The organism is Aquimarina sp. AU119 (assembly GCF_900312735.1).
GTDB lineage: Bacteria > Bacteroidota > Bacteroidia > Flavobacteriales > Flavobacteriaceae > Aquimarina > Aquimarina algiphila.
Genome location: NZ_OMPF01000032.1, coordinates 60386 through 82393, shown reverse-complemented (window position 1 = coordinate 82393; position 22008 = coordinate 60386). Strand labels below are relative to the sequence as shown.

Sequence of the window (22008 nt, the reverse complement as noted above, 5' to 3'; positions counted from 1 at the left end):
GTGTTAGTACTTTTTGAGCGGTGCAACCTAAACCATTAAGAATTATGAATATATTATAAGTTAAAAAGTTATAATCCTCCTCCTTAATAAACATCATTCTTTTCTTTACCTGTAAATTTTTTTCATCCATCAGTCAAAAGCTAAATAACAACTATCAATAAACTCGACAAATAACTCTAAAATTATAGTATTTCTTTTAATTCCATAGTCAAAATCTTTTTTCAATTCTTTAAACTGTTCAACACATTCTTTATCTATAGCAGAAATAATTATGTTTATTTCTGCTTCAGTAAAAGTAGATTTTCCATCAATCATATCAAGTAATGCATTTGCACAATAATCATATACCCTATATTTTAAAGCTAAATATTTGGGTGAGTTTCTAAGCTTATTTTCCTCAATTTTTGCTATTGATGCTTTCCTTTCCAAATTTTTAAGCTTCTTAGAATTATAACTCGGACATACAGCAAGTATTTTCTCGCCTAAATTTCTAAAATCATCTGGCTTTTCAATAGTTGTCCATAGTAGATATACATCATCTTGAGTTAAATTTTGGTTTTCTAACTCAGAATAACTGAATTGAAGTTTAATATCTGATTTATTAACAAGTCTAAAAACATAATCCTCCTTTATAGATTTTTGTTCTATTACTTCAAGTAACTTTGCCTTAATATCTTCTTCTTTTCCATGATGAAATTTGCTATAGTACCTACAGTTTTTAATTTTTTCAATCAAACTTTTATTAATTTCTTCGACAGATTTATATCCAAATATCCATTTTATTTGACTTAAAAACCCATTCCAAGAATCAAGATCCATTGAATCTAAAACATTTAAAGTAGACGTTTCGTCTATAAAATTCTTTTGATAGTAATCAGTAACAATAGATTTGACAAAACAAGACACTTCCTTAATCTTCTCATCATTACCTGTAGCCAATACTTCCAGTATCTTTTCTGATGGAAAATTTATCTTTAAATTACGAGATCTTTCCGTTTGCCTTTCTTTAGCAATAGAATTAGTACTTAAAAAACAAAACGAAATATTTGTAGAGAGTTGATTATAAACCCATACATCCAAGAAGCTACAAAATGATTTAAGTATTTCTTCGCTATTAAGAGAAAATTTTGAAGATGGATCATAATTTTTATTTTGTTCAAACATTTCACTTTTTTCCTTTCGAACATATACATCCTCCAAAATTTCAATGGCAACAGCAATATCACTTTCTCCTTTATCTTCTAGGTGATCTAACAAATATTCTAGGGCTCTTAACTTTTGAAGCCTAATTGCTTCAATTAAATCTTTTGCTTCTCTATTTATCATAGATTTTGTTCATATTATCAAAGTATATTTAAATCAAAAAATACTTGATTATAAATATTTTAAAAAAATGGGTGGGGTAACAATATGACAATGTAGGCTTACAATTAACAAGAATATTCTTAATAAAAAAAATTTAATTTCATTTATGCGCCTATACTATTAATTACTAATTAATTAGTCAAAAATTAATAAATACAAATCAACTAGTTTTTACCAATTCTTTCTCTACTCTATAGAATGTCGCTTTACTCAATGTTGCTTTTTTACAGGCTTGATCTATTGGTATATTTAAATTATCATAAAGATGTTTCGCATATTGATATTTTTCAACAGTTTCTTTTTTTGGACCTTTCGGTCTACCTAAAAGTTTCTTTCGCTTTCTAGCATTGTTTAAACCTATTTTAGTTCTTTCACTAATAAGGTTTCGTTCAAATTCTGCAACTGCCGCAAAAATTTGTAAAAGAAACTTTCCATTTGCAGAAGTTGTATCGAACTCTGGTTCACTAAGGCTTTTAAAATGAACACCCTTTTCATTGAAGGTATCTATAAGGTCAATCATATTTTTTAATGATCTAAAGATCCTATCATTTTTATAAGTGTAAACTATATCACCCTTTCTGAGATATTCTATCATCTCATTCAGTCCAGACCGATCTTCTCTAACTCCACTGGCAATGTCAGTATAAATTTTTTCACACCCAGCTTCCTCAAGTAAATCTATTTGTGATTCTATTTTTTGATCAGGTGTTGATACTCTTGCATATCCAACAATCATAATTGTCTCATAAAAGGTTATTTAACAAAACTACTAAAAAAGACCGAAAATGTTACTAATTATAATATTTCTGTCAGGGTGTCAGAGATGTCTCATAAAACGACCGTTTTATAGTACTACTTATCTGTAGGAATTAATTTTAATCTTACTATTATTTAATAACTTTGATGTATGAGTAAAATATTTTTTACATCGGATCATCATTTTGGTCATGCAAATATTATCAAATTTTCCAATCGCCCTTTTACACACGTGGAAGAGATGAATGAAGTCTTAATCGAAAAGTGGAATAAAAAAGTTGGAAAAAAAGATCAAGTATATCATTTAGGTGATATTGGTTTAACTAACCCTAAAAATCTTGAAAAAATATTAGAAAAATTGAATGGTAGAATATATCTAATTAAGGGTAATCATGAAAAATCAGGAGAAGCTTGTAAGGAAAGGTTTGAATGGATAAAGGATTACTATGAATTAACGGTTCAAGACACTGATTTTGAGAGAGGAAAACAATTACTAGTGCTTTTTCATTACGGATTGAGAGTATGGAATGCTTCTCACCACGGCACTTATCATTTATATGGACATTCTCACGGAACGCTTCCGGATAACCCAAATTCATTATCACTTGATATAGGAGTAGACTGCCATAATTTCTGCCCTCTGTCTTATGATGAAGTAAAAGTTATTATGAAAACTAAAAAATGGAAACCTCCATTTAAAACCAGAAAAAATAATGTTATCTGAACTTTCTAAACAAGAACTTATCGATAAAGTCATTTCATTATCGAATATACGTAAAAGTCAGGCTTCTAAATTAAAAGAACTTGAAGATGCTCTAATAATCCGTAATATAAAAGTACAATCACAAGAATCGATTATAAATTCATTACAAAACGAAAAAAAGAATAATGTCCTAGATCATTATGAAAATTTATTACGGGACTATCGATTAGAAATAAGTGATCTAAGGGAAGAAATTGAATCTTGGAAACTACGATATATCAATAAGAATATTAAAAAAAAATGATTACAAGTTAATTAGTAAAATTTTGCCCAAGTTTGGTATGAATCTATCTAAACCTTTATAAATGAAGCAGATTAATTTCCTTAAAGATTCGGAAATCCAAAAATTTGATTTACCTCCAGAACTAACGGATGAAGAAAGACAATTAGTTTTTACCACAAGAGATATTTTGGATCATAACCTATCTTTCAGAAAAACTATAACAAAAATTGGTTTCATTCTTCAAATGGGCTATTTCACTTTAAAAAGGAAATTTTTCTTGCCTTATCAATTTCATAAAGACGACATCAATTTTGTAATAAGATTATTGGATATAAAACATTCTATTTCTATTTCAGAGTATAAAAAAGTAGCCTATAATTTGCATCGTAAATTAATTTTAGAACTTAATGGATATAGGAAATTTAGTGAATTCAAAAAGAGTTTCATACAAGAAGCAGAGTCTTTGGTTAAAACTTCTTTAAAACCAAAAGATATATTTTATTCTCTTCTAGATTATCTAGAAGAAAGAAAAGTTGAAATACCCAAGTACTATGTCTTTTCTAATGTTGTAAGTGAAGCCCTTAATTCTTTTGAATCTATTCTTGTTAAGCAAATCGATAAGGCCTTGACAAAATCTCAAAAAGAGACATTAGATAGTCTAATGATTTTACCATCTAATCCTGATAAACTTTCTTCCAATAACCCATATTTAATAACTAGTTTAAAAAAACCAGAACAGGGTATTACACCAAAAAAAATAAGAGAAAGCCTTGAAGATTTTTATATTATTCAAGATTTACATTTCACTTTCTTACCGGCTATCACTACTACTGATATTTCTAAAGAATTATTAAACTATTATGCTGTTTGGTTAATTAAAGCTGAGCACATTCAGTTTGAAAGTATTAGTAACATAGAAATTAAAAGGCTATATCTAATTGCTTTCATTGTATATCAATTTAGGCTTAGACAAGATTTATTTACTGAAATTGTTTTACAATGTGTTCCAAAATATTTTAATGACACTGAAAAAATTGTAGCAACTCAGTTTTTAAATCAAACTATTGATCAAAATTCACAAAAGAAAAGTAGATTTTCAAATATTCGAAATATTATTCTTTCGTCTAAACAACAAATGACAAAAGTTAAAGAAATAATTATATCCAATAATTATCAGGATACTGAAAAAGTAGAAAAAATAACTCAACTTCTTTTTAAAAAAGAAAACTCATTTCAGGATAAGTTGTTAGAAGAATTATCCAAAATTGATCCATTCAATATAAAAGGGATTAAAGATCAACTGTTTTTCACTCAACTGTCTAAGGGTTTTAGAAAAATCCAAAATAGGGTTGGTAATATTATCCAAATTCTTGAATTTAATCCTAACACATCAAATTTGGAAATAATTTCAGCGATTAATTATTATAAGGATAAAAAGGGAAAAATAACAAATTATGCACCAACCGAATTTGTATCTGAAAAAGACAATAAGTGGCTATTTGATGAGAAAGGTGAACTAGATAAGAGTCTCTATAAAGTTATTTTGTATAGGGAAATCTCTAATCATATCAAAGCAGGATCCCTTAACTTAAAATATTCTGATAAATATAAATCTATTGATGAATATCTAATTAGTTCCGAAAAATGGAATTCCAGTAAATCCGAACTAATTGAGAGAGCTAATTTAAAAGAATTTAAATGTGTCAAAGGCTTTCTAACCAATTTTAAGAATATTTTGTCCGATCAGTATTTAAAGACTAATCAAGGAATTGGGGATAATACCAATTTAAAAATTGGTAAAGATGGAAAACCTAGAATTACCACCCCAAAACTGAATGATGTGGATACAAATAATGGTTGTATTGAAGTTTTAGGTTCAGACCAATATTTACCACTAATTAATATTTTATCTGAGATAAGGCATACGACCAAAATAGGAGATGTCTTTGTACACTATAGTAGAAAAACTTTTAAGAACAACTTGTCAGATGATGTCTTGTATGCCGCTATTATTGGATTAGGGTGTAATATAGGAATAAGAAAAATGGGTAAGATTTCGAAGGGAATAGGAGCGGATAAATTGGAATATGCGGTTAGATGGTATTTCAGTAAAGAAAATTTAGATGAAGCTAATAGAAGGATACTAGCGCTAATAAATAACCTTTCACTACCCAAAATATTTTCAAAAGATAAATTACATACCTCTAGTGATGGCCAAAAATTTAATGTGAGTATTCCATCACTACACGCTAGATATTCTTATAAGTATTTCGGATTTGGTAAAGGGGTTTCTGCATATAGTTTCATCGATGATCAAAGTAAATTGTTTTACAATACCATTATTAGTACATCAGAACGTGAAGCAGGATATGTTTTGGATGGATTAATGCATAATGATGAAATCGAAAGTAATATTCATTCAACTGATACACATGGATACAGTGAAATAGTTTTTGGAATATGTAATTCACTAGGTATTTTTTTTGCTCCTAGGATAAAAAACCATAAAAATCAACTTTTATATACTTTCAAAAGCCACCCAAGAAAGAATTATCAACAGAAAGGTTATCAAATTCTACCAGCAAAAGGAATGCAAATTGATGAAACTATTTTAGATACACAGTGGGATAATGTAATAAGGCTTTTATGTACGATAAAATTGAAAGAGGTAAGGGCATCAGAAATACTAAGTAGATTAAGTTCTTATTCTAAACAACATCCATTATATAAAGCTCTAAAAGAATTAGGCAGAATTTATAAAACAATTTTTCTCTTAAGATATTATTCTGAAACGCCATTAAGACAAGCGATAGAGAAGCAGTTGAATAAAGTTGAGTTATCTCATTTATTTGCTAAAGCGGTCTTTTTTGGTAATAATCAAGAATTCAAAGTAAGTACAAAAGAAGAACAAGAAATAGCTCTTTCTTGTAGACATTTAATACAAAACTCCATAATTCTATGGAATTATTTATTTATCTCTGAAAAGCTTTCAAAAATTGAAAGTAAACAAGAGTATGATAGGATAATCGATATATTAAAACAAAGTTCAGTTATGACCTGGCAGCATATAAACATGCACGGTGAATATGATTTTGAAATTTCTAATAAAGAATCAAAATTTGATTTAAAAAGTATTTTAGAATTTCAGATATAAAAATAAGTTATTGACTATTAGTGTTTTATGTGTTTTAGCACACATTTTTCATATTTTTGGTATAAAGCCTAAACTGATCATATCGGCTTTTTTATGTCAATTTGTTGTAGGTTTTACCGTTATTAATGAGCTATTTTTATTGAATAATTTCTGTACATTCTTTATTGTTTCAGCACATATTTTGGGAATCTATATATTCATGAAGTTTTTGGTAGAACAAGATCCTACCACAATACAAGATTCTATTAAAAAACACTTATTATAATCTATTGTGTAGTGACTGTAGCTGTACTTTTTTCTGATAGTTTAGATACGTTTCCTCTATAGTTAATGGTAGTTCGATAATTACTATTAACACTAATGTCACTCTTTAAATTAGCGTATAACCGTATAATAATTCTATAGGATTCCTGAATATCGTTAACATTAAATTTGATCAAATACAGTTGTTTTTTCTCGTCATATTCTACCATATAATTATCATATGCTCCTTTTAACTTTATACCAGCATCTGTGCTGTATCTAGCCGATAGTCTACGCTCCCCAAAATATGGTAAATATACATCAACACTATCTCCATCCATTCTAAAATGATTACCGTTGCCTATCAAACTGATATTGTTTACCGTGCTTCCCGGAGGAAGTAATCCACTATTGGCTACGGCATTAACACTTGTCGTAGTAAGCGGTGAAGCCCAATCAGAGATAATCTCATACTTCTTTTGAGTTACTATTTCATCTAATGCTTTACGCTGTGCTTCAGTAACCTCAATATTTTGAGAACTTCCACAACTCACTAATAAGCCACCAATAAGTATTAAAAAAAGAGTTTTCATTTTATCTGGATTTATATGCTACATCTATCAATTTTCGTACCAAATATACGGTTTTTAAGCGTGACTTGTGACTCTAAAACACAGTAAACCAAGGATTAACTCTTAATTAAAACTTAAACTTACCTTTTACCGAAAACATATTGGGATTACTAAATGGCGCCAAAGTTGTAGTATTAAAATTTAAATCTTGTTTTACTTCTAAAGAAAAATTAGCATTTACATCATACCCAACCCCGTTAATCATTTTAAAAATCGGTGGAATTGGTTCTGCACCATAATTAAAGGATCTGGTAAACTCTACTTCTCCTCCTGTAAAAAGATACAGCCTATCAGACACGTATTGTTTGGTACTAATAGGAACAATAAAAGAAACAATAAAAACATCCATTAAATCATAGAGATAGTAATGACCTTCTATCTCGGCATGAAAGTTAGTACTAAACTCATAGTTAACAGTAAAACTAGATTGTTTTCCCGGACTAAAATGAGTAATCAGACTCGGTCGACCAACATAAGAAACTCCGTCGATGGTTAGTCTACTTTTTCTTCTGGCAGGTACAGAAGTATAGCTTTCATTTTGTGCCATTATAGTATCTCCAAAAAAAACAGCAGCACATACCATTGCAGTAGTTATAATGTAATTTTTATTTTTTCTAGATATGAATGATAATACTAAAAAGAAGTTGTTTTTCATCATGTTGGTTAATACAGTTTTATAAAATAACTATAAAAAAATATACACGTTACAAATCCTAAATAATTATAACATTACTTTATCATTTAACAATAGTAAAACGGCTACTTTTGCGGGATGTTAAAAAAGAAGCTCGCTCAGTTCGAATTTGTAACACTCATGGCATCCTTAATGTCAATTGTTGCTTTGGCCATAGATGCTCTTCTACCTGCATTAGATATTATCGGAGTTACTATTGGTGTCACACAAATCGCAGATAATCAATTATTAATTACCATGATCTTTTTGGGACTTGGTATTGGCCCACTCTTTTTTGGGCCTATATCTGATAGTTTTGGTAGAAAACCTGTAGTCTATATGGGATTTTTACTCTTTATCATTGCAAGTTTTATATGCATTTTTGCTACAAGTATAGAAATGATGGTGGTAGGAAGGATTTTACAAGGAATCGGACTTTCTGCACCCAGAACGATCGCAATAGCAATGATTAGAGATATCTATAGTGGTGATTATATGGCACGTATTATGTCATTTGTTACCGTAGTATTTCTTCTCGTACCTATTATTGCTCCTGCTTTGGGTAAATTTGTATTAGACCACTATAATTGGCAAGCTATTTTCTACATACAATTGATTTTTGGTCTGTTGGTCTCTTTTTGGTTCTGGAAACGACAAGCAGAAACCCTCGACGTTTCAAAACGTATAAAATTTACTTCTAATATTTTCTTGGACGGGCTAAAAGAACTACTAAAATATAAAACAACAATGGGATATACGCTCATCTCTGGTTTTATAGTAGGTTCGTTTATGGTATATTTAAGTACTTCGCAACAGATTTTTGAGCAACAGTATAACCTAAAAGAAGAATTTCCATATATATTTGGCCTTTTGGCTATAGCTATTGGATCTGCTATTTTCCTTAATGGGACACTGGTATTAAAGTACGGAATGGAAAAATTGGTAACCACTTCCCTATTTGCTTTTTTTGTTATTTCTCTTCTATATATCGTTTTGTTTTATAATTCACCAAACCCTAATGTTGTTATTCTATTGATTTTCTTCGGAATACAATTTTTTGCGATTGGATTTTTATTTGGAAACTTAAGAGCTCTTGCTATGGAACCTATCGGTCATATTGCAGGAATAGGTGCCGCTATAACAGGATTTATATCTACTATAATGGCGGTTCCTATTAGCACCTATATCGGAAGGTTTGTTATAACCTCTACTCTACCTCTATTTATAGGCTTTTTAGTCTGTTCGATATTATCTATTGTAATCCTTATGTATTTAAAAGTATCTGCAAAAAAAAATGATAAACGCATAATCTAGTTTAACCATTTTGGTAGAAAACGTCCTGTACGCTTCTTGTATGAGGTATACTGTAAAAACATCTTTACTAAACGTTCTTCTTCATATACAGATTTAAAATAAAAAAGAACATAGAGTACAATAGTCACTAATATCTTAAAAAGAGATCCTATATATATCCCATAGCCAAAAGTGATCAATAGAATTGCGGTATAAATTGGATGCCTTATATAACGATAAACCCCATTTTGTATCAAGTTAGCGCCTGATTTTGGGCTAGGAAACGGAGATAGGTTTGTATTGAGTTGTATTGTAGCAATGAGTATAAGGAATCCACCCAAAATGGCTATAGATATACCTATAATTCGTATAAAATGTAATACATCAAAATTTAAAAAATCGCTATCAAACAGATAGATGATAAATAAACAAAACTGTATAACTACAAAACCAATGTCTTTAGTTTTTAATTTCATATCCTTAACGTATGAAAATAAATATATCGGTTACTAAAATATTAAAGCTGTCAAAAAAGTATACTCCTCTATCCAATTGAATTCTGAAATCCAGAAAAACAAAACATTTTGACAAATGTGTTTTGATAAAATTCAATCTGACAATGTCGAAGTTTGAGCCTTTTATGACAGCTTCCCAAATTACTTAGTTTCTTTTTTAGCAATTAAATTCCCTAAGAACTATAAGTACAAATATATTCTGAAAAAAAATAAAATACTGTGACAAATGTTACATGTATTTACTCAAAAACCATAACAACAACAATATCAATTACATACACAACCCCACATGAATAATTCTATTGTAATTTATTTTCCAAGCGATCCAATCGTTCTTCAATTTTTATTAATTTTTGAAGGATCAGAATATGAGTTTTTTTAGCATCAATCCCTACAGGACTAGTATCACTATGAATTTCTTTGGCAATACTCTCATATTGTTCTTTGTCTATCATTTTTTTAAGTTTTATAGTATTCTTAATAGTTATTGATTGCTCCATGCCTTATATCCTCCTTTAAAATCAAAGATTTTTTTAAACCCCATTGCAGCCAGCTTCTTACTAGCACGATTGCTTCTACCACCAGAGTAACAATATATATAGATTGGCTTTTCTTTATCTAATTTTTGAAACGCTATAGAAAATTGTTGAGCATCATAACTATTAATATTGATAGCATCATCTATAAAACCAGCCTTATATTCTCTTGGAGTACGAATATCAATGAGTTGTACATCTTTGCCTATAACTGCACTTTTGAAGGTTTCAATATCTATAATTTTAATTATATCTTCTTTTTGATAGCTAAAAGAACCATATGAAAATATGGTCCATAGAATAATTAATATTTTCATGTATTTGACACGTATAATGGCAGCTTACAATATAAAAGAAGTAACGATTTATTATCACTACGCAGGTGATTAGCAGTTAGAGCAACTAGAGGTTAAAAATATTTATGACTCTATCCCATAACATTATACTATTGTTCCTTCTCTATCAAATAGCTTTTCATATAATTTTAGACAAAGGTACAATACCTTATTTTTTTATGAAGTAACAAAAGTCACAAACGAAGTATTTATCACACCAAAAAAAGGTGTGTTCATGATCTCAAGATGTTATATTAGGAATTCTGAGATTTATTATTTTGTTCATCATCCTCTGGAGCAAATAACTCCCCATTTCCTGCGATGGCAAACTGATCTCTTTTTGATCCATATCCAAAATTTGAAGATCTACGATATTTTGTCTGGAAATCTGCAAAGCGTCTTTTTTTTCTAGATTTTTCTTTACTCATAATTCAACTTTTTAGGTTCATGAATTGGCTAACGATCAATGGTCTTTCTAATTTATTACTTTTTTTACTTTTAATCTATTCATTTGTATCACTTTATATTTATTTTAAGAGCTCTTGTAATCCAAAATCCTACAAACTCATATGTTTCTATGGTTAGCCCGTAATTTTTAACATAATTCTTTGTAATACCCTTTTATCAAAACTATGTTGTTCAATCCCAAGATGAAAGAGGCAAAACACCTAATATCAACTAGTGAATTTCCCCCGACAAGCAATATCTAAATTTGATAAGCCTTGGAATGATTCTTGATTCTTGTTATCTTTAAAAATAATTATCATACTCCCATGAAAGCTTTAATAAGTATTTTACTCACTGTTCTTATCTCACAAGGATTTGCTCAAACTGATTTTCCAAATGAAATCAATATATCTAATAATACCAGCGAATATGCTTTGATTAATGATTATCGAGGATTGACCATTGACAAGGAAAAATCAAGGATTTCTTTTGATTTTGTTTCGGAAGAAACATCCGGGACTATTTCTGGCCTAGATTTTAAAATAGATTTTAATCCTTCTGATCCCGACAATGCATCTTTTAGCGGTACTGCGTTAATTAAAACATTAGATACCGATAATTTTTTAAGAGACGGACATCTCATGTGGGAAAAATTCTTTTACAAGAAAAAATATCCTAAAATCAAATTTGAAAGCACACAAGTTGTTCCTTTTGATACGAACACCTATAAAGTTATTGGTATGCTTACCATTAAAGAAACCAAGAAAGAAGTGATCATCACCTTTTCTCTTGATGATAAAAAATTATTAGGTAAAACCACAATTTACACCAGCGATTTTGGAGTTAACATACACGATGAGCGAGAAAAAAACAAGCTAGATGTTCGCTTTTACTTTCCTGTTATTCAATAAATAATTCAGGCTCTTTTATAAAATTTCTACCAGTTATGAAAATAACTCCTTTTATCATTTTGCTTACATTAAGCTCTATATTCACCACATCGTATGGTCAAAATCCAACGCGATATACTTCTTTTAAAGATGCTCTAACTACAACTAACGAGGTAGTATGGTTAGACTTGAATAAAGAAAATCTGGTTGATTTTGAGAAGCAGATCATTAAACTGCCAAAAATAAAGGTATTATTCTTAACCAATTGTGAGCTAACCGCTCTTCCTAATGGCATAGAGAAATTGAATACATTAGAACTATTAAAACTCTCTAAAAATGCATTGACATCACTCCCTATGAATCTTAAAAATTTAGATCATATCGATGTTATTAATCTAAGAGAGAACCAATTTAAAAAACTACCCGAAGTTATACTGCAATGGCCTAAACTAAGAGAAATTGATCTAGGATATAATTTAGAGTTACAGCTCCCAAAAGTAATCACTACTTTAACTAAAGTTAAAAAACTAGACAAACTCGTATTAGATGGGAATAAAATACAAAGACTTCCTGAAAACATAAAAAACCTTAATACTTTGCAAGAGTTTAGTCTCGCTAATAACCCTAACTTAGATTTGCCGTATACATTTAAGATTATTGCTCAAATGAAATCTCTAAGTATATTAGATTTGAAGCATAATAACCTGCAATCTGTCCCTGCAGAAATTGCTTTAGCGAAAAATTTGAAAGGTTTGGTATTAGATAAAAATCCAGAACTACACATGGCAGAAGTTGTAAAGAATATTGATCAATCAGAAAGTCTAAAAGTCCTCTTATTAAGAAACAACGAGTTTACATCACTGCCAAAAGACCTAAAAGGGTTTTCAAAATTAGAAGTATTAGAATTAAGCAATAATCATTTCTCTGAGGAAGAACAAGCCAGAATCAAAACAGCTTTACCCAATACAAAAGTGATTTTCTAAATCCTGATTTATATATTCTTTATTCTAGCCCTATAACAAACGCTGAATATTGGCCATGGTGTGTTATGGAAATTGGAATGTCTTCTGCTTTTTGATCTATACGTGCCATAGGGATTCCATTACCATTTTTCTTAATTGTAACTATAGACGAATCTATCTTATAGTTTTCAGCAATCTTTTGTAATAACAAGGGATGCATTCTTAGTGTTTCATCAAAAATCTGAGTATCATACTCGATATTAGATACTTTTGCTATGGTATAAATGTATCTTTCTGTAATCATTGTAGAGGTTTTATAGACACACTTGTCAATCGTTACCTCCCCTCCTAACGTACAATTAAAATCTTTTGGATTATACTTTGGCAGATGTCCAAATCGCCTTTGATGGGCTTTATAAACGGCCTCTTTCATGCTCCAAAACTTCCAAACTTGTATTTCAGGATGATCAGCTTCAAAAATATAGTGTTGTTCTATCGCAGTAAATATCTTTTGCACCCATCCTTTTCTTTTCCAATTGCTTTCTGTTCTGGAAAGTGCAAGATCTACAATATCATTACCAATCACTTTACAGCAAGTTTATGTTCTATTACTTCTATTGAAGCCTTCACCGTTAACATTTTTTCCATCGCTTCATTATCAATTTCAATATCAAACTCATCTTCTACATCCAGCACTACATCAACCAAATTTGCAGAATTAATCTCCAGATCTTTTATAAAGTCAGTGTTCTCAGTAAGGTTTTTAAGCCCTTCCTGATTTTGAACGTACGGAGTTATGATAATCTTCAATTTAGATAATAATTCTTCTTTAGTCATAAATCATTTTTGTTATTAGTACTATTATGTCAATTCTTATGTAAAACGAAATTCAACATAATTATTAATATTTTTTAAAGATAACACAGGCATTTACATCTCCAAATCCAAAACTGGCTTTTGCTATTATATTTGCTGAAAAATCAAGTGTTTTTGTAGGTATCTTATCTCTATCTACCAAAGACTCGATGTCTGGATGCAAATCTTCACAATTAATATTTCCGAAAATAAACTTTTCTTTTAATTGTAATACTGTAGCTACACTTTCGATACTTCCAGAAGCCGCGAGGCAATGTCCAACAAGGCTTTTTAATGAATTAATATAAGGAAAATCAGCTCCTTTTCTGCCTAATGCTTCACACCAATTTTGTATTTCTGCACTATCCTTTGTAGTCGCGGTAAGGTGTCCATTAATTGCATCAACTTCATCCGCTGTTATCCCTGATTTCTCTACCGCTCTCTTTATACATTGCTGTACTGCTTCACTATTGGGTGCGGTCATACTTCCTCCGCTACGTTGCCCACCACTATTTACATGTCCGCCTAAAATTTCTGCATAAATGGTCGCTCCTCTTTTTTGAGCACTATCCAGGCTCTCGATGACAAGAGCCCCTGCTCCACTACCTGGCACAAAACCACTAGCACTTGCACTCATAGGTCGAGAGGCTTCTGCAGGGGTATCATTATATTTATATGGGAGAATACGCATAGCATCAAACCCTCCCCATATATATGGCCCGCTATCACTAGTGCTTCCTGCAAGTATGATTTCTGCTGAACCCCTTGTTATTCGATCATAGGCCATTAAAATTGCTTCTGTACCCGTACTACACGCAGAGGAATTTGTAGTGACAACATTACCACACCCTAACATACCTCCCAAAAATGCGCTAATACCACTAGCCATAGTTTGGATAACGGTTGTACTACCAAGACGTCTTACATTTCCTTCATCAACCTTATAAATTGCTTCTCTAAATTTATCAACTCCTAATATTCCTGTACCAAAAATAACTCCGGCATCCCATAACGGAGTATCAGTATCATTAATCGATAATCCAGCATCTTTCCAAGCATCTATACCCGAAATCACACCGTATTCCATCCCTGAAGCTTGTAATCCTCTAAGCTGAATTGAATTAAAGTAATTATTTAGGTAATCTTTTTTATAATTCGGCAAACCAGCTATTTGGCATGAAAATTTAAGTTCTTTTAATATTTCAATCAAACGTATACCACTTGTACCATTTTGAATAGCTTTACTAAAAACTGAAACGTTCGTTCCATTAGGAGCTACTACACCCAAACCTGTAATCACTACACGCCGTTTACTTATCATTTATAACCGAATTAATAATGGTTATTATTTTTTGCAATCCAACTTTTGCTTCGGGCATTATTGGCAAAATAGGCCAAACATGAGGCATTCCTTTTCCCACAATAACATCGATCTCTCCCTTGTTTTGTTTCACTTTTTCGACAAATAACTCCTGATCAGGTGTAAGTATATCATCTGTAGCCATAAAAAGATGTATTGGGGGCAGATTACTACACTCTCCGTATAAAGGCGAAATCAAAGGATCTTTTAACGACAGAGATCCAGCGCACATAGTATTTGCAGACCTTACTCCTTTAAGACTAAGAATAATATCTTTTACATCAACTTCTGGTATTTTGGCATTTGTTACACTTGCATCTACCAGTGGTGAAATAGGAATCAAACAGTTAGGAGTATTTTTTTGCTCTCTTTGTAATCGCTGAGCTAATGTAAGTATCAGGCTTCCACCTGCAGAATCCCCTAATAAAATAATCTTTGAGGCATTATATACTTTAGTTGCCTCTATATATGCCTGGTATACATTATCTGTAATTACATCTATAGTGTGCTCTGGTGCTTTAGGATAATCTATCATACATGCTCTAGCCCCTGTCTCTTTAGCTATTTTTGCTAATGCTTTCCAATTTTCTTGTGTTGGTCCATAGACAAAAGCTCCTCCGTGACAATACATTAACAGGATATCTGTTTTGATATTTTTAGGAGTGATATATGTTATTTTACTTTGAAGATGTTCTTTGGTCTCATATGAACTACCCAAAAACAGTCTTCTATTTGGCACATGAACATCTTGCCTTCTTTTTTTGATATAGTCAATCGGATCCTGAGACCATGTTTTTTTCTCCCCTTTTAACTTAAGTACTAATTTTACTAAAGAATATCCTAAACTCATGTGATTATTTTACTTTTTAAATGCTATACCCGCTACAACACCTTTTGCCACCAAAATATCATCTGCATTGTACATAGCTACATTGCATTTTAGTTTATTAAACCTAAAATACACCTTATCTGCAATCACTATTACTTTTTCTCCTGGAAAAACGGGTTTGTTAAAATTCATTTCACTACTAGTCATTGCTACACTCCATTCTCCCTCATCCCATTTACCTTTTAAAAGGTAAATTCCAAAACAGGCCATTCCTATTTGGGCCATACACTCTGTAAGGATAACCCCCGGAGTAATAGGATTATCTTTAAAATGACCTTCATAAAAATATTCGTCATTCAGAAATGTATATCCCCCTTTGATATGATCATCGTCAATCTCAATAATCTCATCTACAAACAAAAAAGGTTTGCTATAGGGTAGTTTTTGTATGATATCCTCTTTCTTCAATGTATATTCATTTTAAAATGCACAGCCATCAGGAAGTGGTTGTGCTGTTTCTAATTCGGCTGCAAAAGTTTTATCCAAAGTACCTTCTGCAAATCCTTGACTCACATTGCCTTTAAAGACTTTTGTCCCATATCCACTAGTATTCATATGTGCTCGGACATACACTATCTGATCTTTTGAAATAGCAACAGAACCTCCAGATCTAACAAAAGGCTGCTCATTGACATGACTATGAGCCAAAATTCTACGATACAACAATTTACCATCTTCAGAAATAACTTCCCACCAATCTGCATATTGATTACATCCTGTATCAGGGCTTTTGATTCCTACATTAAAAGAATAGCTGTTTTCATCTCCAGAGACTACTACACTTACAATCTCTGCGGAAGCATTTGCATCAATATCTGGCGTCATATCAGAAGCTCTATCATCATCATTTTTACATGACATTGTTGTATTTGCCAATAACGGTAAACATAACAGAATAAATATATATTTCATTGTGTCTTTACTTGATTTATTAATACTATATTTTAATATAAATATTTAACAAAGTGATTATTTATATAGTGTTATATCATATTATTACGAAAGATGCTCTCCTCCATTTACAGGAATAACACATCCATTAATCCAAAAGGCTTCATCTTTACACAACAAATACACTGCATTAGCTACATCATCAGGTTCTGTAAGCCTATTATAAGGATTACGCAACAGACTGTGTTTAATGATTTGTTCATGACCAGGTATCATCCTCAAAGATTGTGTATCAACCGCACCTGGCTGTAAACAATTAGCTTTGATCCCATAAGGAGCAAATTCTAGAGCAATACTTCTTGTAATTGCCTCAAGAGCTACTTTTGCAGCAGAAACTGCTGCATAATTCTTCCATGCTTTTGTATTTCCTTCACTGGTAAAAGAAATCACCCTTGTATCTTTTCCAAATAATTGTGCTTTAAAAATAGCAGTTACCCAATCATAAAGACTAATAGCCATTGCCTCTATGGTAAGATGAAAATCATCATTCTTCAGTAATTGATCAGTATTTACCATTGGTTTCAAATTTCCTTTGGCAACACTATGTATTAATGCTTTTATACTCCCTTGACCTATATGATTCTTAATTTCGGTTATTACTAGATTTCGTTTTTCAGGATGTAACAAATCGACATTAAAAGAAAGTAAATCCACTCCTAGGTTCCTAATACCTTCAAAACTTTCCTCAATCTGACTGATTTCACTTTTACGATTTCGATGTATTATAATAACATTCATACCATGAGATGCCAGTTTTTGAGCTGATGCAAGTCCAAGACCTGTACTTCCTCCTAATATGAGTACCCATTCATTTTTATTTGTAAACTCCTTATTCATAGTAAAGATTTCCTTAGGTGGAAATAAAAATAATGTATTATTACCATTCTAATAGTATTCTTTGTGCTGAAAACCCGGGACCAAAACTTAACATAAGCCCTATCTCTCCTGGTGATGGCTTTTTCTCTATAAATCGTTCTAAAACGTATAAAACAGTAGCACTGCTCATATTACCGTATTCTAATAGAACCGCCTTAGTATCTTCTATATTTTTACCAAGATGTCCAAAAAGTTCTTCTACGGTCTGCACTATTTTCTTTCCTCCAGGATGAAAAACAAGATGATCAACATCCTCAATTGTCTTATTATATTTTTTTAAAAAAGGATGAATCACATTAGGAAAATGCTCAGCAATAGTTTCAGGAACTTTAGGATCTAATATCATTTGTAACCCACCATTCGTTAATTTAAAACCCATCATGGTTGTTGCATCGTAAAAATGATACATTTCATCCCCCAGGATTTTAGGCCCTATAGCGTCCTCTTCTGAGGATAATAGTGTACATGCTGCTCCATCACCAAAAATTGCAGCACTCACCATATTTGTCATACTATAATCATCTAACTGAAATGTTGCTGTTGGCGATTCTATCGCAATTACTGCCGCACGCTTACCAGGATTTGCCTGAAGAAAATTACGAGCATAAATAATTCCTGAAACTCCGGCCGCGCATCCCATTTCTGTAACAGGTAAACGTACAATATCTTGTTTGAGATTAAGATCATTAATAATATAAGCATCTATAGACGGAATCATAATACCTGTACAACTTACAGTAATAATATAATCCAAAGTTTTAGGATCCCAATCTACTTTATCCAATGCTTTCTTTAATACAGACACGCCAAGTTTTTTGACTTCTCTAACATAGATGTCATTTTTGTCTTCAAAAGTAGTAGCACTAAAAACTTCCTCAATACTCATAATACCATAACGTCGATCTACCGCAGAATTCTCAAAGATTTTGATTACTTTTCGTTTGAAACGATCATTCTGTGTAGACAGCCACTCAGAAACAAAAGGTAAAATCTCTTTGGTTTCCTGCATGTATTGTGGTAATTGTTTTGCAACAGTAGCAATTTTTACATTCAATTTTTCTTACTTTTTTAGTGTTAACTTTCCTTTGTCATAATTACCCATCGGTATCTAAATGCCCATTTCCAATGGATATTATAGTGTTGCAGATTCATCGATATAGCATACTGCAGCAATTCTTTTTTTCTAAATCCTCTTTTTATAGATATCAGTCCATCATTTTTTGCAATATGTCCTTTAATAAAAAAGAAACTAAATATCTTAAACAAATAATATGCTATACCACTACGGTGAAGATCATTTATTACCACACCCACCTTGGCTAGTTCTATCATTTTTTTCATCACATCTCTTATTTCATTGCACTTTAAATGATGTAATGTCAATGTACACAGAATGATATCATAAGAAAACTTTGAGGCTTCTAGGTTTAATATATTTTGTTTTTGATATGATATCTCTGGATAAGATACACTTAGTTTTCTAGCATAAGTCAAACATTTTTCGCTTAAATCGATTCCTATCAATTTTACATTCCTTTTTTTCTTTCTCAATGATTTTGCGATAGACCGTAACATTTCACCATCACCGCATCCTAAATCAAGAATAGTAAGCAGTTGCGAAGAATCTGTATCTTCAATCAACTTATGAACTGCTCTAATTGTAATACTATTGCCTCCTAATAATTTATTTACCCTCGAAATATCAGATAAAGCCGTTTCTAGGGCTTTATCTTCGACTTCTGGGTCATCCATAAGTTCTAACTCATTACTTCTATGTTGTAAATTGATTAGCATATCAAAGGTTCCCCATGGGTTTGTTTTATAATTTTTGGAACTATTGAAGGTATTACATTGGCTACTGCATACGATATCTGTTGTAAGTTACCATTTAGCAATATTTTTTGTAAAATTCTGCCTGCATATAATCTTTTGGAAAAAGTGTTATTCCATTTTTCAATATATAATCTCTCTATTTCTTTTCTTGACCCTGCAACTTCAGCATTATGGTTTTTAATTAATAATTCACACAACAACTGTGCACTTTGGATAGCCATAGCCATACCATTACCGCATAATGGATGAATAAGTCCAGCTGCATCACCGGTCATAAAAATATGATCTTCTACAGGGTTTTTCTTTTCAAAATTAATCTGACTTATAGTTATTGGTTTATCAAACAAAAGCTCTGAACTACTAAAAAAAGTATTCAGATAAGGATTTTGCCTCATGACTTCATCCTGAAAAACATTAATGTTTTTATGCTTTTTAAAACTATTATAGTTCACCAAATAGCATACATTTACTTTTTGATCCTCAACCATAGAAAGTCCACAATATCCGCCTTTAAAATTGTGTAATGAAACTGTATTGCTATCAAAATTTGCTTTATAATGAGCTTTTACCGCTAACCAGGGAGATTTTTTAAAGCTAAAATCTCGTTTCAAAGCTTTATCTAGTGTGGTCCTCTTGCCGTATGCTCCAATAACGTAATCACAAGTTTGAACTATGTTACTATTTGTCTTTACTGAAAAGGTATCGTTTTGATATTGTATATCTATAACTTGATCATTAATCAACCTGACTCCTACTTCTTTTGCTTTTTCCCATAGATAATAATCTAATGTATATCTGCTAATCCCAAAACCACCAAGGGGTAATGTACTTTGAATACGATCTCCTTTTTGAGTTGTTATAACAAAGTTTGAAATAGTAACAGGTTGTACTTTTTCAAGATTTATATCTAAAAATTCAAAGTAAGGAAGCACCTCATTCGATATGTATTCGCCACATACTTTGTGCTTTGGATACGTATCTTTTTCTATGAGCGTAACTAGCACACCGGCCTTTGCTAAATGAATAGCACTGGTTAATCCAGCTAGTCCTCCACCGATGATTAGTACATGTGAATTCTCATTCATTTATTGAAGATACATAAATTTTGAGCATAAAAAAATCCCGACTTAAATAGTCGAGATTTTTAACGATTTCTTACAAAATGAATTATTGTTTTACTTCGTTTTGCGCATCTCTCTTCATTTTTTCGTTAGCAACAATTCCAAGTTCAACTCTTCTATTCTTAGCTCTTCCTTCTGCAGTACCATTATCATATTTTGGAAGTGTTTCACCATGAGCATATGTTGTCAAACGGCTTTTACTTATTCCTTGAGATACCAAATAGTTTGTAACGGCATTCGCTCGTTTTTGAGATAATGACATATTATAACTATCATCTCCTGTACTATCAGTATGTCCTTCTACAATAATATTAGTATCAGGATATTCTTTAAAAATACCAGCTAGTTTATTAAGGTTTGTTTTAGATTTAGCATTAATAGTTGACTGATTCGTAGCAAAATAAACTCCACTATTCTCATCAAATACTACATCAATACCTTCTCCAACACGTGTAACTTCTGCTCCTGGTATTTCTGATTCGATTTTTTGAGCTTGTTTATCCATTTTTTTACCGATAACACCACCAGCAACACCACCAACTACGCCACCAATAACAGCACCAAGTGCAGAATTTTTCTTTTTCACATTGTTTCCGATAATACCTCCAAGAACAGCTCCGGCTGCAGTACCTATTACTGCACCTCTTTGTGTATTGTTTGAGTTTTTAACAGCTTCACAACTTGTCAAAAGTGCAACCGCTATTAAGGCAACTCCTATTTTTTTTAGATTTGTCTTCATTATGTAAAGATTTGATTTATTGTATTTTATTAAAATTCATTGTAATCACAAAAGGTTTCCCTTCTAGGCTTACCGTCATTGTCCAAGTCATTGTAGCATTATCAAGATGCTGTAAAAGCATTCTATAACCAGCATTATTGTTGGTGCTTTTTTTCTTTTCATTTATTGGTTTAAATAAAAAGCTATAATCTCCATTTCCTTCTGGCTTAGGGATTGTAAATCTAAAATTTCTTGCCCCCGTAGAAACACAACTACCTTGATTTACTTCATACTTTCCAGTATTATTATTAGGAATAAATTTCCAAATACTTCCTGTAAAGCATTCAGCCGAAGCATCATTATAAAGATTAACATCAAACACCCCCGAACGATCGTAAGAAATTTTATCTAAAGACCACTCTCCTTTAAGTGTTTTTTTTGCTGCAATAACAGTCTGTTGAGTGGTATTACAAGAGGCTAGTAGCACTACTACCAGCATAAACATAAGTTTTTTCATTATTGTGGGTTTTATTATATAAAAGTAGCTAATAACGTTAACGTATCCAATATTATTATATTTCAAAATTAATATAATAATATACAAATTAATAAGTCACT

The 22008-nt window shown here is 31.3% G+C and carries 26 protein-coding genes; 6 read left to right on the top strand and 20 right to left on the bottom strand.

Going from position 1 to position 22008, the window contains the following annotated elements:
* Positions 1-129: 129 nt before the first annotated feature.
* Both DK442_RS25010 and DK442_RS25005 read right to left on the bottom strand, forming a co-directional pair.
* Positions 130-1326 (bottom strand): hypothetical protein, encoded by a 1197-nt coding sequence (locus DK442_RS25010; protein WP_109438657.1) that lies wholly within the window; start codon positions 1324-1326, stop codon positions 130-132.
* A gap of 199 nt (positions 1327-1525) precedes the next feature.
* Positions 1526-2101: a recombinase family protein gene (locus DK442_RS25005; protein ID WP_109438656.1), complete on the bottom strand. Its 576-nt coding sequence runs from the start codon at positions 2099-2101 to the stop codon at positions 1526-1528.
* 171 nt (positions 2102-2272) lie between these two features.
* Between DK442_RS25005 and DK442_RS25000 the strand changes: the two genes are divergently transcribed.
* The 3 genes from DK442_RS25000 to DK442_RS24990 all read left to right on the top strand — a co-directional run bounded on the left by DK442_RS25000 (position 2273) and on the right by DK442_RS24990 (position 6261).
* Complete coding sequence (locus tag DK442_RS25000) at positions 2273-2845, top strand: metallophosphoesterase family protein (protein ID WP_109438655.1); 573 nt, start codon at positions 2273-2275, stop codon at positions 2843-2845.
* Positions 2835-3128: a hypothetical protein gene (locus tag DK442_RS24995; protein WP_109438654.1), complete on the top strand. Its 294-nt coding sequence runs from the start codon at positions 2835-2837 to the stop codon at positions 3126-3128. The genes DK442_RS25000 and DK442_RS24995 overlap by 11 nt, the downstream gene beginning before the upstream one ends.
* A gap of 61 nt (positions 3129-3189) precedes the next feature.
* Positions 3190-6261, top strand: coding sequence for a Tn3 family transposase (locus DK442_RS24990; RefSeq protein ID WP_109438653.1), 3072 nt, complete (start codon positions 3190-3192; stop codon positions 6259-6261).
* 266 nt (positions 6262-6527) lie between these two features.
* On the opposite strand, the gene DK442_RS24985 is transcribed toward DK442_RS24990, so the two are convergent.
* Both DK442_RS24985 and DK442_RS24980 read right to left on the bottom strand, forming a co-directional pair.
* Entirely contained in the window at positions 6528-7097 is a 570-nt protein-coding gene (locus DK442_RS24985; RefSeq protein ID WP_109438652.1) for a DUF4251 domain-containing protein, read from the bottom strand.
* A 106-nt stretch (positions 7098-7203) separates the two neighbouring features.
* Positions 7204-7794, bottom strand: a complete 591-nt coding sequence (locus tag DK442_RS24980; protein WP_109438651.1) for a hypothetical protein — start codon at positions 7792-7794, stop codon at positions 7204-7206.
* A 114-nt stretch (positions 7795-7908) separates the two neighbouring features.
* On the opposite strand from DK442_RS24980, the gene DK442_RS24975 reads away from it, so the two are divergent.
* Positions 7909-9123, top strand: coding sequence for a multidrug effflux MFS transporter (locus tag DK442_RS24975; protein ID WP_109438650.1), 1215 nt, complete (start codon positions 7909-7911; stop codon positions 9121-9123).
* On the opposite strand, the gene DK442_RS24970 is transcribed toward DK442_RS24975, so the two are convergent.
* The 4 genes from DK442_RS24970 to DK442_RS28390 form a co-directional block, all read right to left on the bottom strand.
* On the bottom strand, positions 9120-9578 hold the full coding sequence (locus tag DK442_RS24970) for an isoprenylcysteine carboxylmethyltransferase family protein (protein WP_109438649.1): 459 nt from the start codon (positions 9576-9578) through the stop codon (positions 9120-9122). The two genes, DK442_RS24975 and DK442_RS24970, sit on opposite strands and share 4 nt — an antisense overlap.
* A 338-nt stretch (positions 9579-9916) precedes the next feature.
* Complete coding sequence (locus DK442_RS28560) at positions 9917-10072, bottom strand: hypothetical protein (RefSeq protein WP_167571994.1); 156 nt, start codon at positions 10070-10072, stop codon at positions 9917-9919.
* Positions 10073-10101: 29 nt separating this feature from the next.
* The gene (locus DK442_RS24960; RefSeq protein ID WP_109438647.1) at positions 10102-10470 is read right to left on the bottom strand and encodes a rhodanese-like domain-containing protein; all 369 of its coding nucleotides are present in this window, start codon (positions 10468-10470) and stop codon (positions 10102-10104) included.
* A 272-nt stretch (positions 10471-10742) separates the two neighbouring features.
* Entirely contained in the window at positions 10743-10916 is a 174-nt protein-coding gene (locus DK442_RS28390) for a hypothetical protein (protein ID WP_160114348.1), read from the bottom strand.
* A 345-nt stretch (positions 10917-11261) separates the two neighbouring features.
* Here DK442_RS28390 and DK442_RS24955 point away from each other — a divergent pair, with 345 nt between their 5' ends.
* On the top strand, positions 11262-11846 hold the full coding sequence (locus tag DK442_RS24955) for a YceI family protein (protein ID WP_109438646.1): 585 nt from the start codon (positions 11262-11264) through the stop codon (positions 11844-11846).
* Positions 11847-11881: 35 nt separating this feature from the next.
* Positions 11882-12808: a leucine-rich repeat domain-containing protein gene (locus DK442_RS24950; protein WP_109438645.1), complete on the top strand. Its 927-nt coding sequence runs from the start codon at positions 11882-11884 to the stop codon at positions 12806-12808.
* A 19-nt stretch (positions 12809-12827) separates the two neighbouring features.
* Here DK442_RS24950 and DK442_RS24945 read toward each other — a convergent pair whose 3' ends face one another.
* The 12 genes from DK442_RS24945 to DK442_RS24890 form a co-directional block, all read right to left on the bottom strand.
* Positions 12828-13373, bottom strand: coding sequence for a 4'-phosphopantetheinyl transferase superfamily protein (locus tag DK442_RS24945; protein WP_109438644.1), 546 nt, complete (start codon positions 13371-13373; stop codon positions 12828-12830).
* Positions 13370-13624 carry a phosphopantetheine-binding protein gene (locus tag DK442_RS24940; RefSeq protein ID WP_109438643.1) on the bottom strand — a complete coding sequence of 85 codons (255 nt, stop codon included), beginning with the start codon at positions 13622-13624 and terminating at the stop codon, positions 13370-13372. The genes DK442_RS24945 and DK442_RS24940 overlap by 4 nt, the downstream gene beginning before the upstream one ends.
* A 64-nt stretch (positions 13625-13688) precedes the next feature.
* On the bottom strand, positions 13689-14963 hold the full coding sequence (locus DK442_RS24935) for a beta-ketoacyl synthase (RefSeq protein ID WP_109438642.1): 1275 nt from the start codon (positions 14961-14963) through the stop codon (positions 13689-13691).
* The gene (locus DK442_RS24930; RefSeq protein WP_109438641.1) at positions 14953-15852 is read right to left on the bottom strand and encodes an alpha/beta hydrolase fold domain-containing protein; all 900 of its coding nucleotides are present in this window, start codon (positions 15850-15852) and stop codon (positions 14953-14955) included. Before DK442_RS24930 ends, DK442_RS24935 begins: the two co-directional genes overlap by 11 nt.
* A 9-nt stretch (positions 15853-15861) precedes the next feature.
* Positions 15862-16299 (bottom strand): 3-hydroxyacyl-ACP dehydratase FabZ family protein, encoded by a 438-nt coding sequence (locus DK442_RS24925; protein WP_109438640.1) that lies wholly within the window; start codon positions 16297-16299, stop codon positions 15862-15864.
* Positions 16300-16311: 12 nt separating this feature from the next.
* Positions 16312-16803, bottom strand: coding sequence for a hypothetical protein (locus DK442_RS24920; RefSeq protein ID WP_109438639.1), 492 nt, complete (start codon positions 16801-16803; stop codon positions 16312-16314).
* An 84-nt stretch (positions 16804-16887) separates the two neighbouring features.
* Entirely contained in the window at positions 16888-17679 is a 792-nt protein-coding gene (locus tag DK442_RS24915; RefSeq protein WP_109438638.1) for an SDR family oxidoreductase, read from the bottom strand.
* A gap of 40 nt (positions 17680-17719) precedes the next feature.
* The gene (locus DK442_RS24910; protein WP_109438637.1) at positions 17720-18772 is read right to left on the bottom strand and encodes a type III polyketide synthase; all 1053 of its coding nucleotides are present in this window, start codon (positions 18770-18772) and stop codon (positions 17720-17722) included.
* Positions 18773-18792: 20 nt separating this feature from the next.
* Positions 18793-19512, bottom strand: coding sequence for a methyltransferase domain-containing protein (locus DK442_RS24905; protein ID WP_109438636.1), 720 nt, complete (start codon positions 19510-19512; stop codon positions 18793-18795).
* Positions 19506-20636, bottom strand: a complete 1131-nt coding sequence (locus tag DK442_RS24900; protein WP_109438635.1) for an NAD(P)/FAD-dependent oxidoreductase — start codon at positions 20634-20636, stop codon at positions 19506-19508. The genes DK442_RS24905 and DK442_RS24900 overlap by 7 nt, the downstream gene beginning before the upstream one ends.
* An 82-nt stretch (positions 20637-20718) precedes the next feature.
* Positions 20719-21411 carry an OmpA family protein gene (locus tag DK442_RS24895; protein ID WP_109438634.1) on the bottom strand — a complete coding sequence of 231 codons (693 nt, stop codon included), beginning with the start codon at positions 21409-21411 and terminating at the stop codon, positions 20719-20721.
* A 16-nt stretch (positions 21412-21427) separates the two neighbouring features.
* Entirely contained in the window at positions 21428-21907 is a 480-nt protein-coding gene (locus DK442_RS24890; RefSeq protein WP_109438633.1) for a lipocalin family protein, read from the bottom strand.
* Positions 21908-22008 lie beyond the last annotated feature (101 nt).

Bases quoted from the DNA above. Each gene is read 5' to 3' on its own strand.
- DK442_RS25010 (WP_109438657.1), bottom strand. From the start codon at position 1,326: ATGATAAATAGAGAAGCAAAAGATTTAATTGAAGCAATTAGGCTTCAA.
- DK442_RS25005 (WP_109438656.1), bottom strand. From the start codon at position 2,101: ATGATTGTTGGATATGCAAGAGTATCAACACCTGATCAAAAAATAGAA.
- DK442_RS25000 (WP_109438655.1), top strand. From the start codon at position 2,273: ATGAGTAAAATATTTTTTACATCGGATCATCATTTTGGTCATGCAAAT.
- DK442_RS24995 (WP_109438654.1), top strand. From the start codon at position 2,835: ATGTTATCTGAACTTTCTAAACAAGAACTTATCGATAAAGTCATTTCA.
- DK442_RS24990 (WP_109438653.1), top strand. From the start codon at position 3,190: ATGAAGCAGATTAATTTCCTTAAAGATTCGGAAATCCAAAAATTTGAT.
- DK442_RS24985 (WP_109438652.1), bottom strand. From the start codon at position 7,097: ATGAAAACTCTTTTTTTAATACTTATTGGTGGCTTATTAGTGAGTTGT.
- DK442_RS24980 (WP_109438651.1), bottom strand. From the start codon at position 7,794: ATGATGAAAAACAACTTCTTTTTAGTATTATCATTCATATCTAGAAAA.
- DK442_RS24975 (WP_109438650.1), top strand. From the start codon at position 7,909: ATGTTAAAAAAGAAGCTCGCTCAGTTCGAATTTGTAACACTCATGGCA.
- DK442_RS24970 (WP_109438649.1), bottom strand. From the start codon at position 9,578: ATGAAATTAAAAACTAAAGACATTGGTTTTGTAGTTATACAGTTTTGT.
- DK442_RS28560 (WP_167571994.1), bottom strand. From the start codon at position 10,072: ATGATAGACAAAGAACAATATGAGAGTATTGCCAAAGAAATTCATAGT.
- DK442_RS24960 (WP_109438647.1), bottom strand. From the start codon at position 10,470: ATGAAAATATTAATTATTCTATGGACCATATTTTCATATGGTTCTTTT.
- DK442_RS28390 (WP_160114348.1), bottom strand. From the start codon at position 10,916: ATGAGTAAAGAAAAATCTAGAAAAAAAAGACGCTTTGCAGATTTCCAG.
- DK442_RS24955 (WP_109438646.1), top strand. From the start codon at position 11,262: ATGAAAGCTTTAATAAGTATTTTACTCACTGTTCTTATCTCACAAGGA.
- DK442_RS24950 (WP_109438645.1), top strand. From the start codon at position 11,882: ATGAAAATAACTCCTTTTATCATTTTGCTTACATTAAGCTCTATATTC.
- DK442_RS24940 (WP_109438643.1), bottom strand. From the start codon at position 13,624: ATGACTAAAGAAGAATTATTATCTAAATTGAAGATTATCATAACTCCG.
- DK442_RS24935 (WP_109438642.1), bottom strand. From the start codon at position 14,963: ATGATAAGTAAACGGCGTGTAGTGATTACAGGTTTGGGTGTAGTAGCT.
- DK442_RS24930 (WP_109438641.1), bottom strand. From the start codon at position 15,852: ATGAGTTTAGGATATTCTTTAGTAAAATTAGTACTTAAGTTAAAAGGG.
- DK442_RS24920 (WP_109438639.1), bottom strand. From the start codon at position 16,803: ATGAAATATATATTTATTCTGTTATGTTTACCGTTATTGGCAAATACA.
- DK442_RS24915 (WP_109438638.1), bottom strand. From the start codon at position 17,679: ATGAATAAGGAGTTTACAAATAAAAATGAATGGGTACTCATATTAGGA.
- DK442_RS24905 (WP_109438636.1), bottom strand. From the start codon at position 19,512: ATGCTAATCAATTTACAACATAGAAGTAATGAGTTAGAACTTATGGAT.
- DK442_RS24900 (WP_109438635.1), bottom strand. From the start codon at position 20,636: ATGAATGAGAATTCACATGTACTAATCATCGGTGGAGGACTAGCTGGA.
- DK442_RS24895 (WP_109438634.1), bottom strand. From the start codon at position 21,411: ATGAAGACAAATCTAAAAAAAATAGGAGTTGCCTTAATAGCGGTTGCA.
- DK442_RS24890 (WP_109438633.1), bottom strand. From the start codon at position 21,907: ATGAAAAAACTTATGTTTATGCTGGTAGTAGTGCTACTAGCCTCTTGT.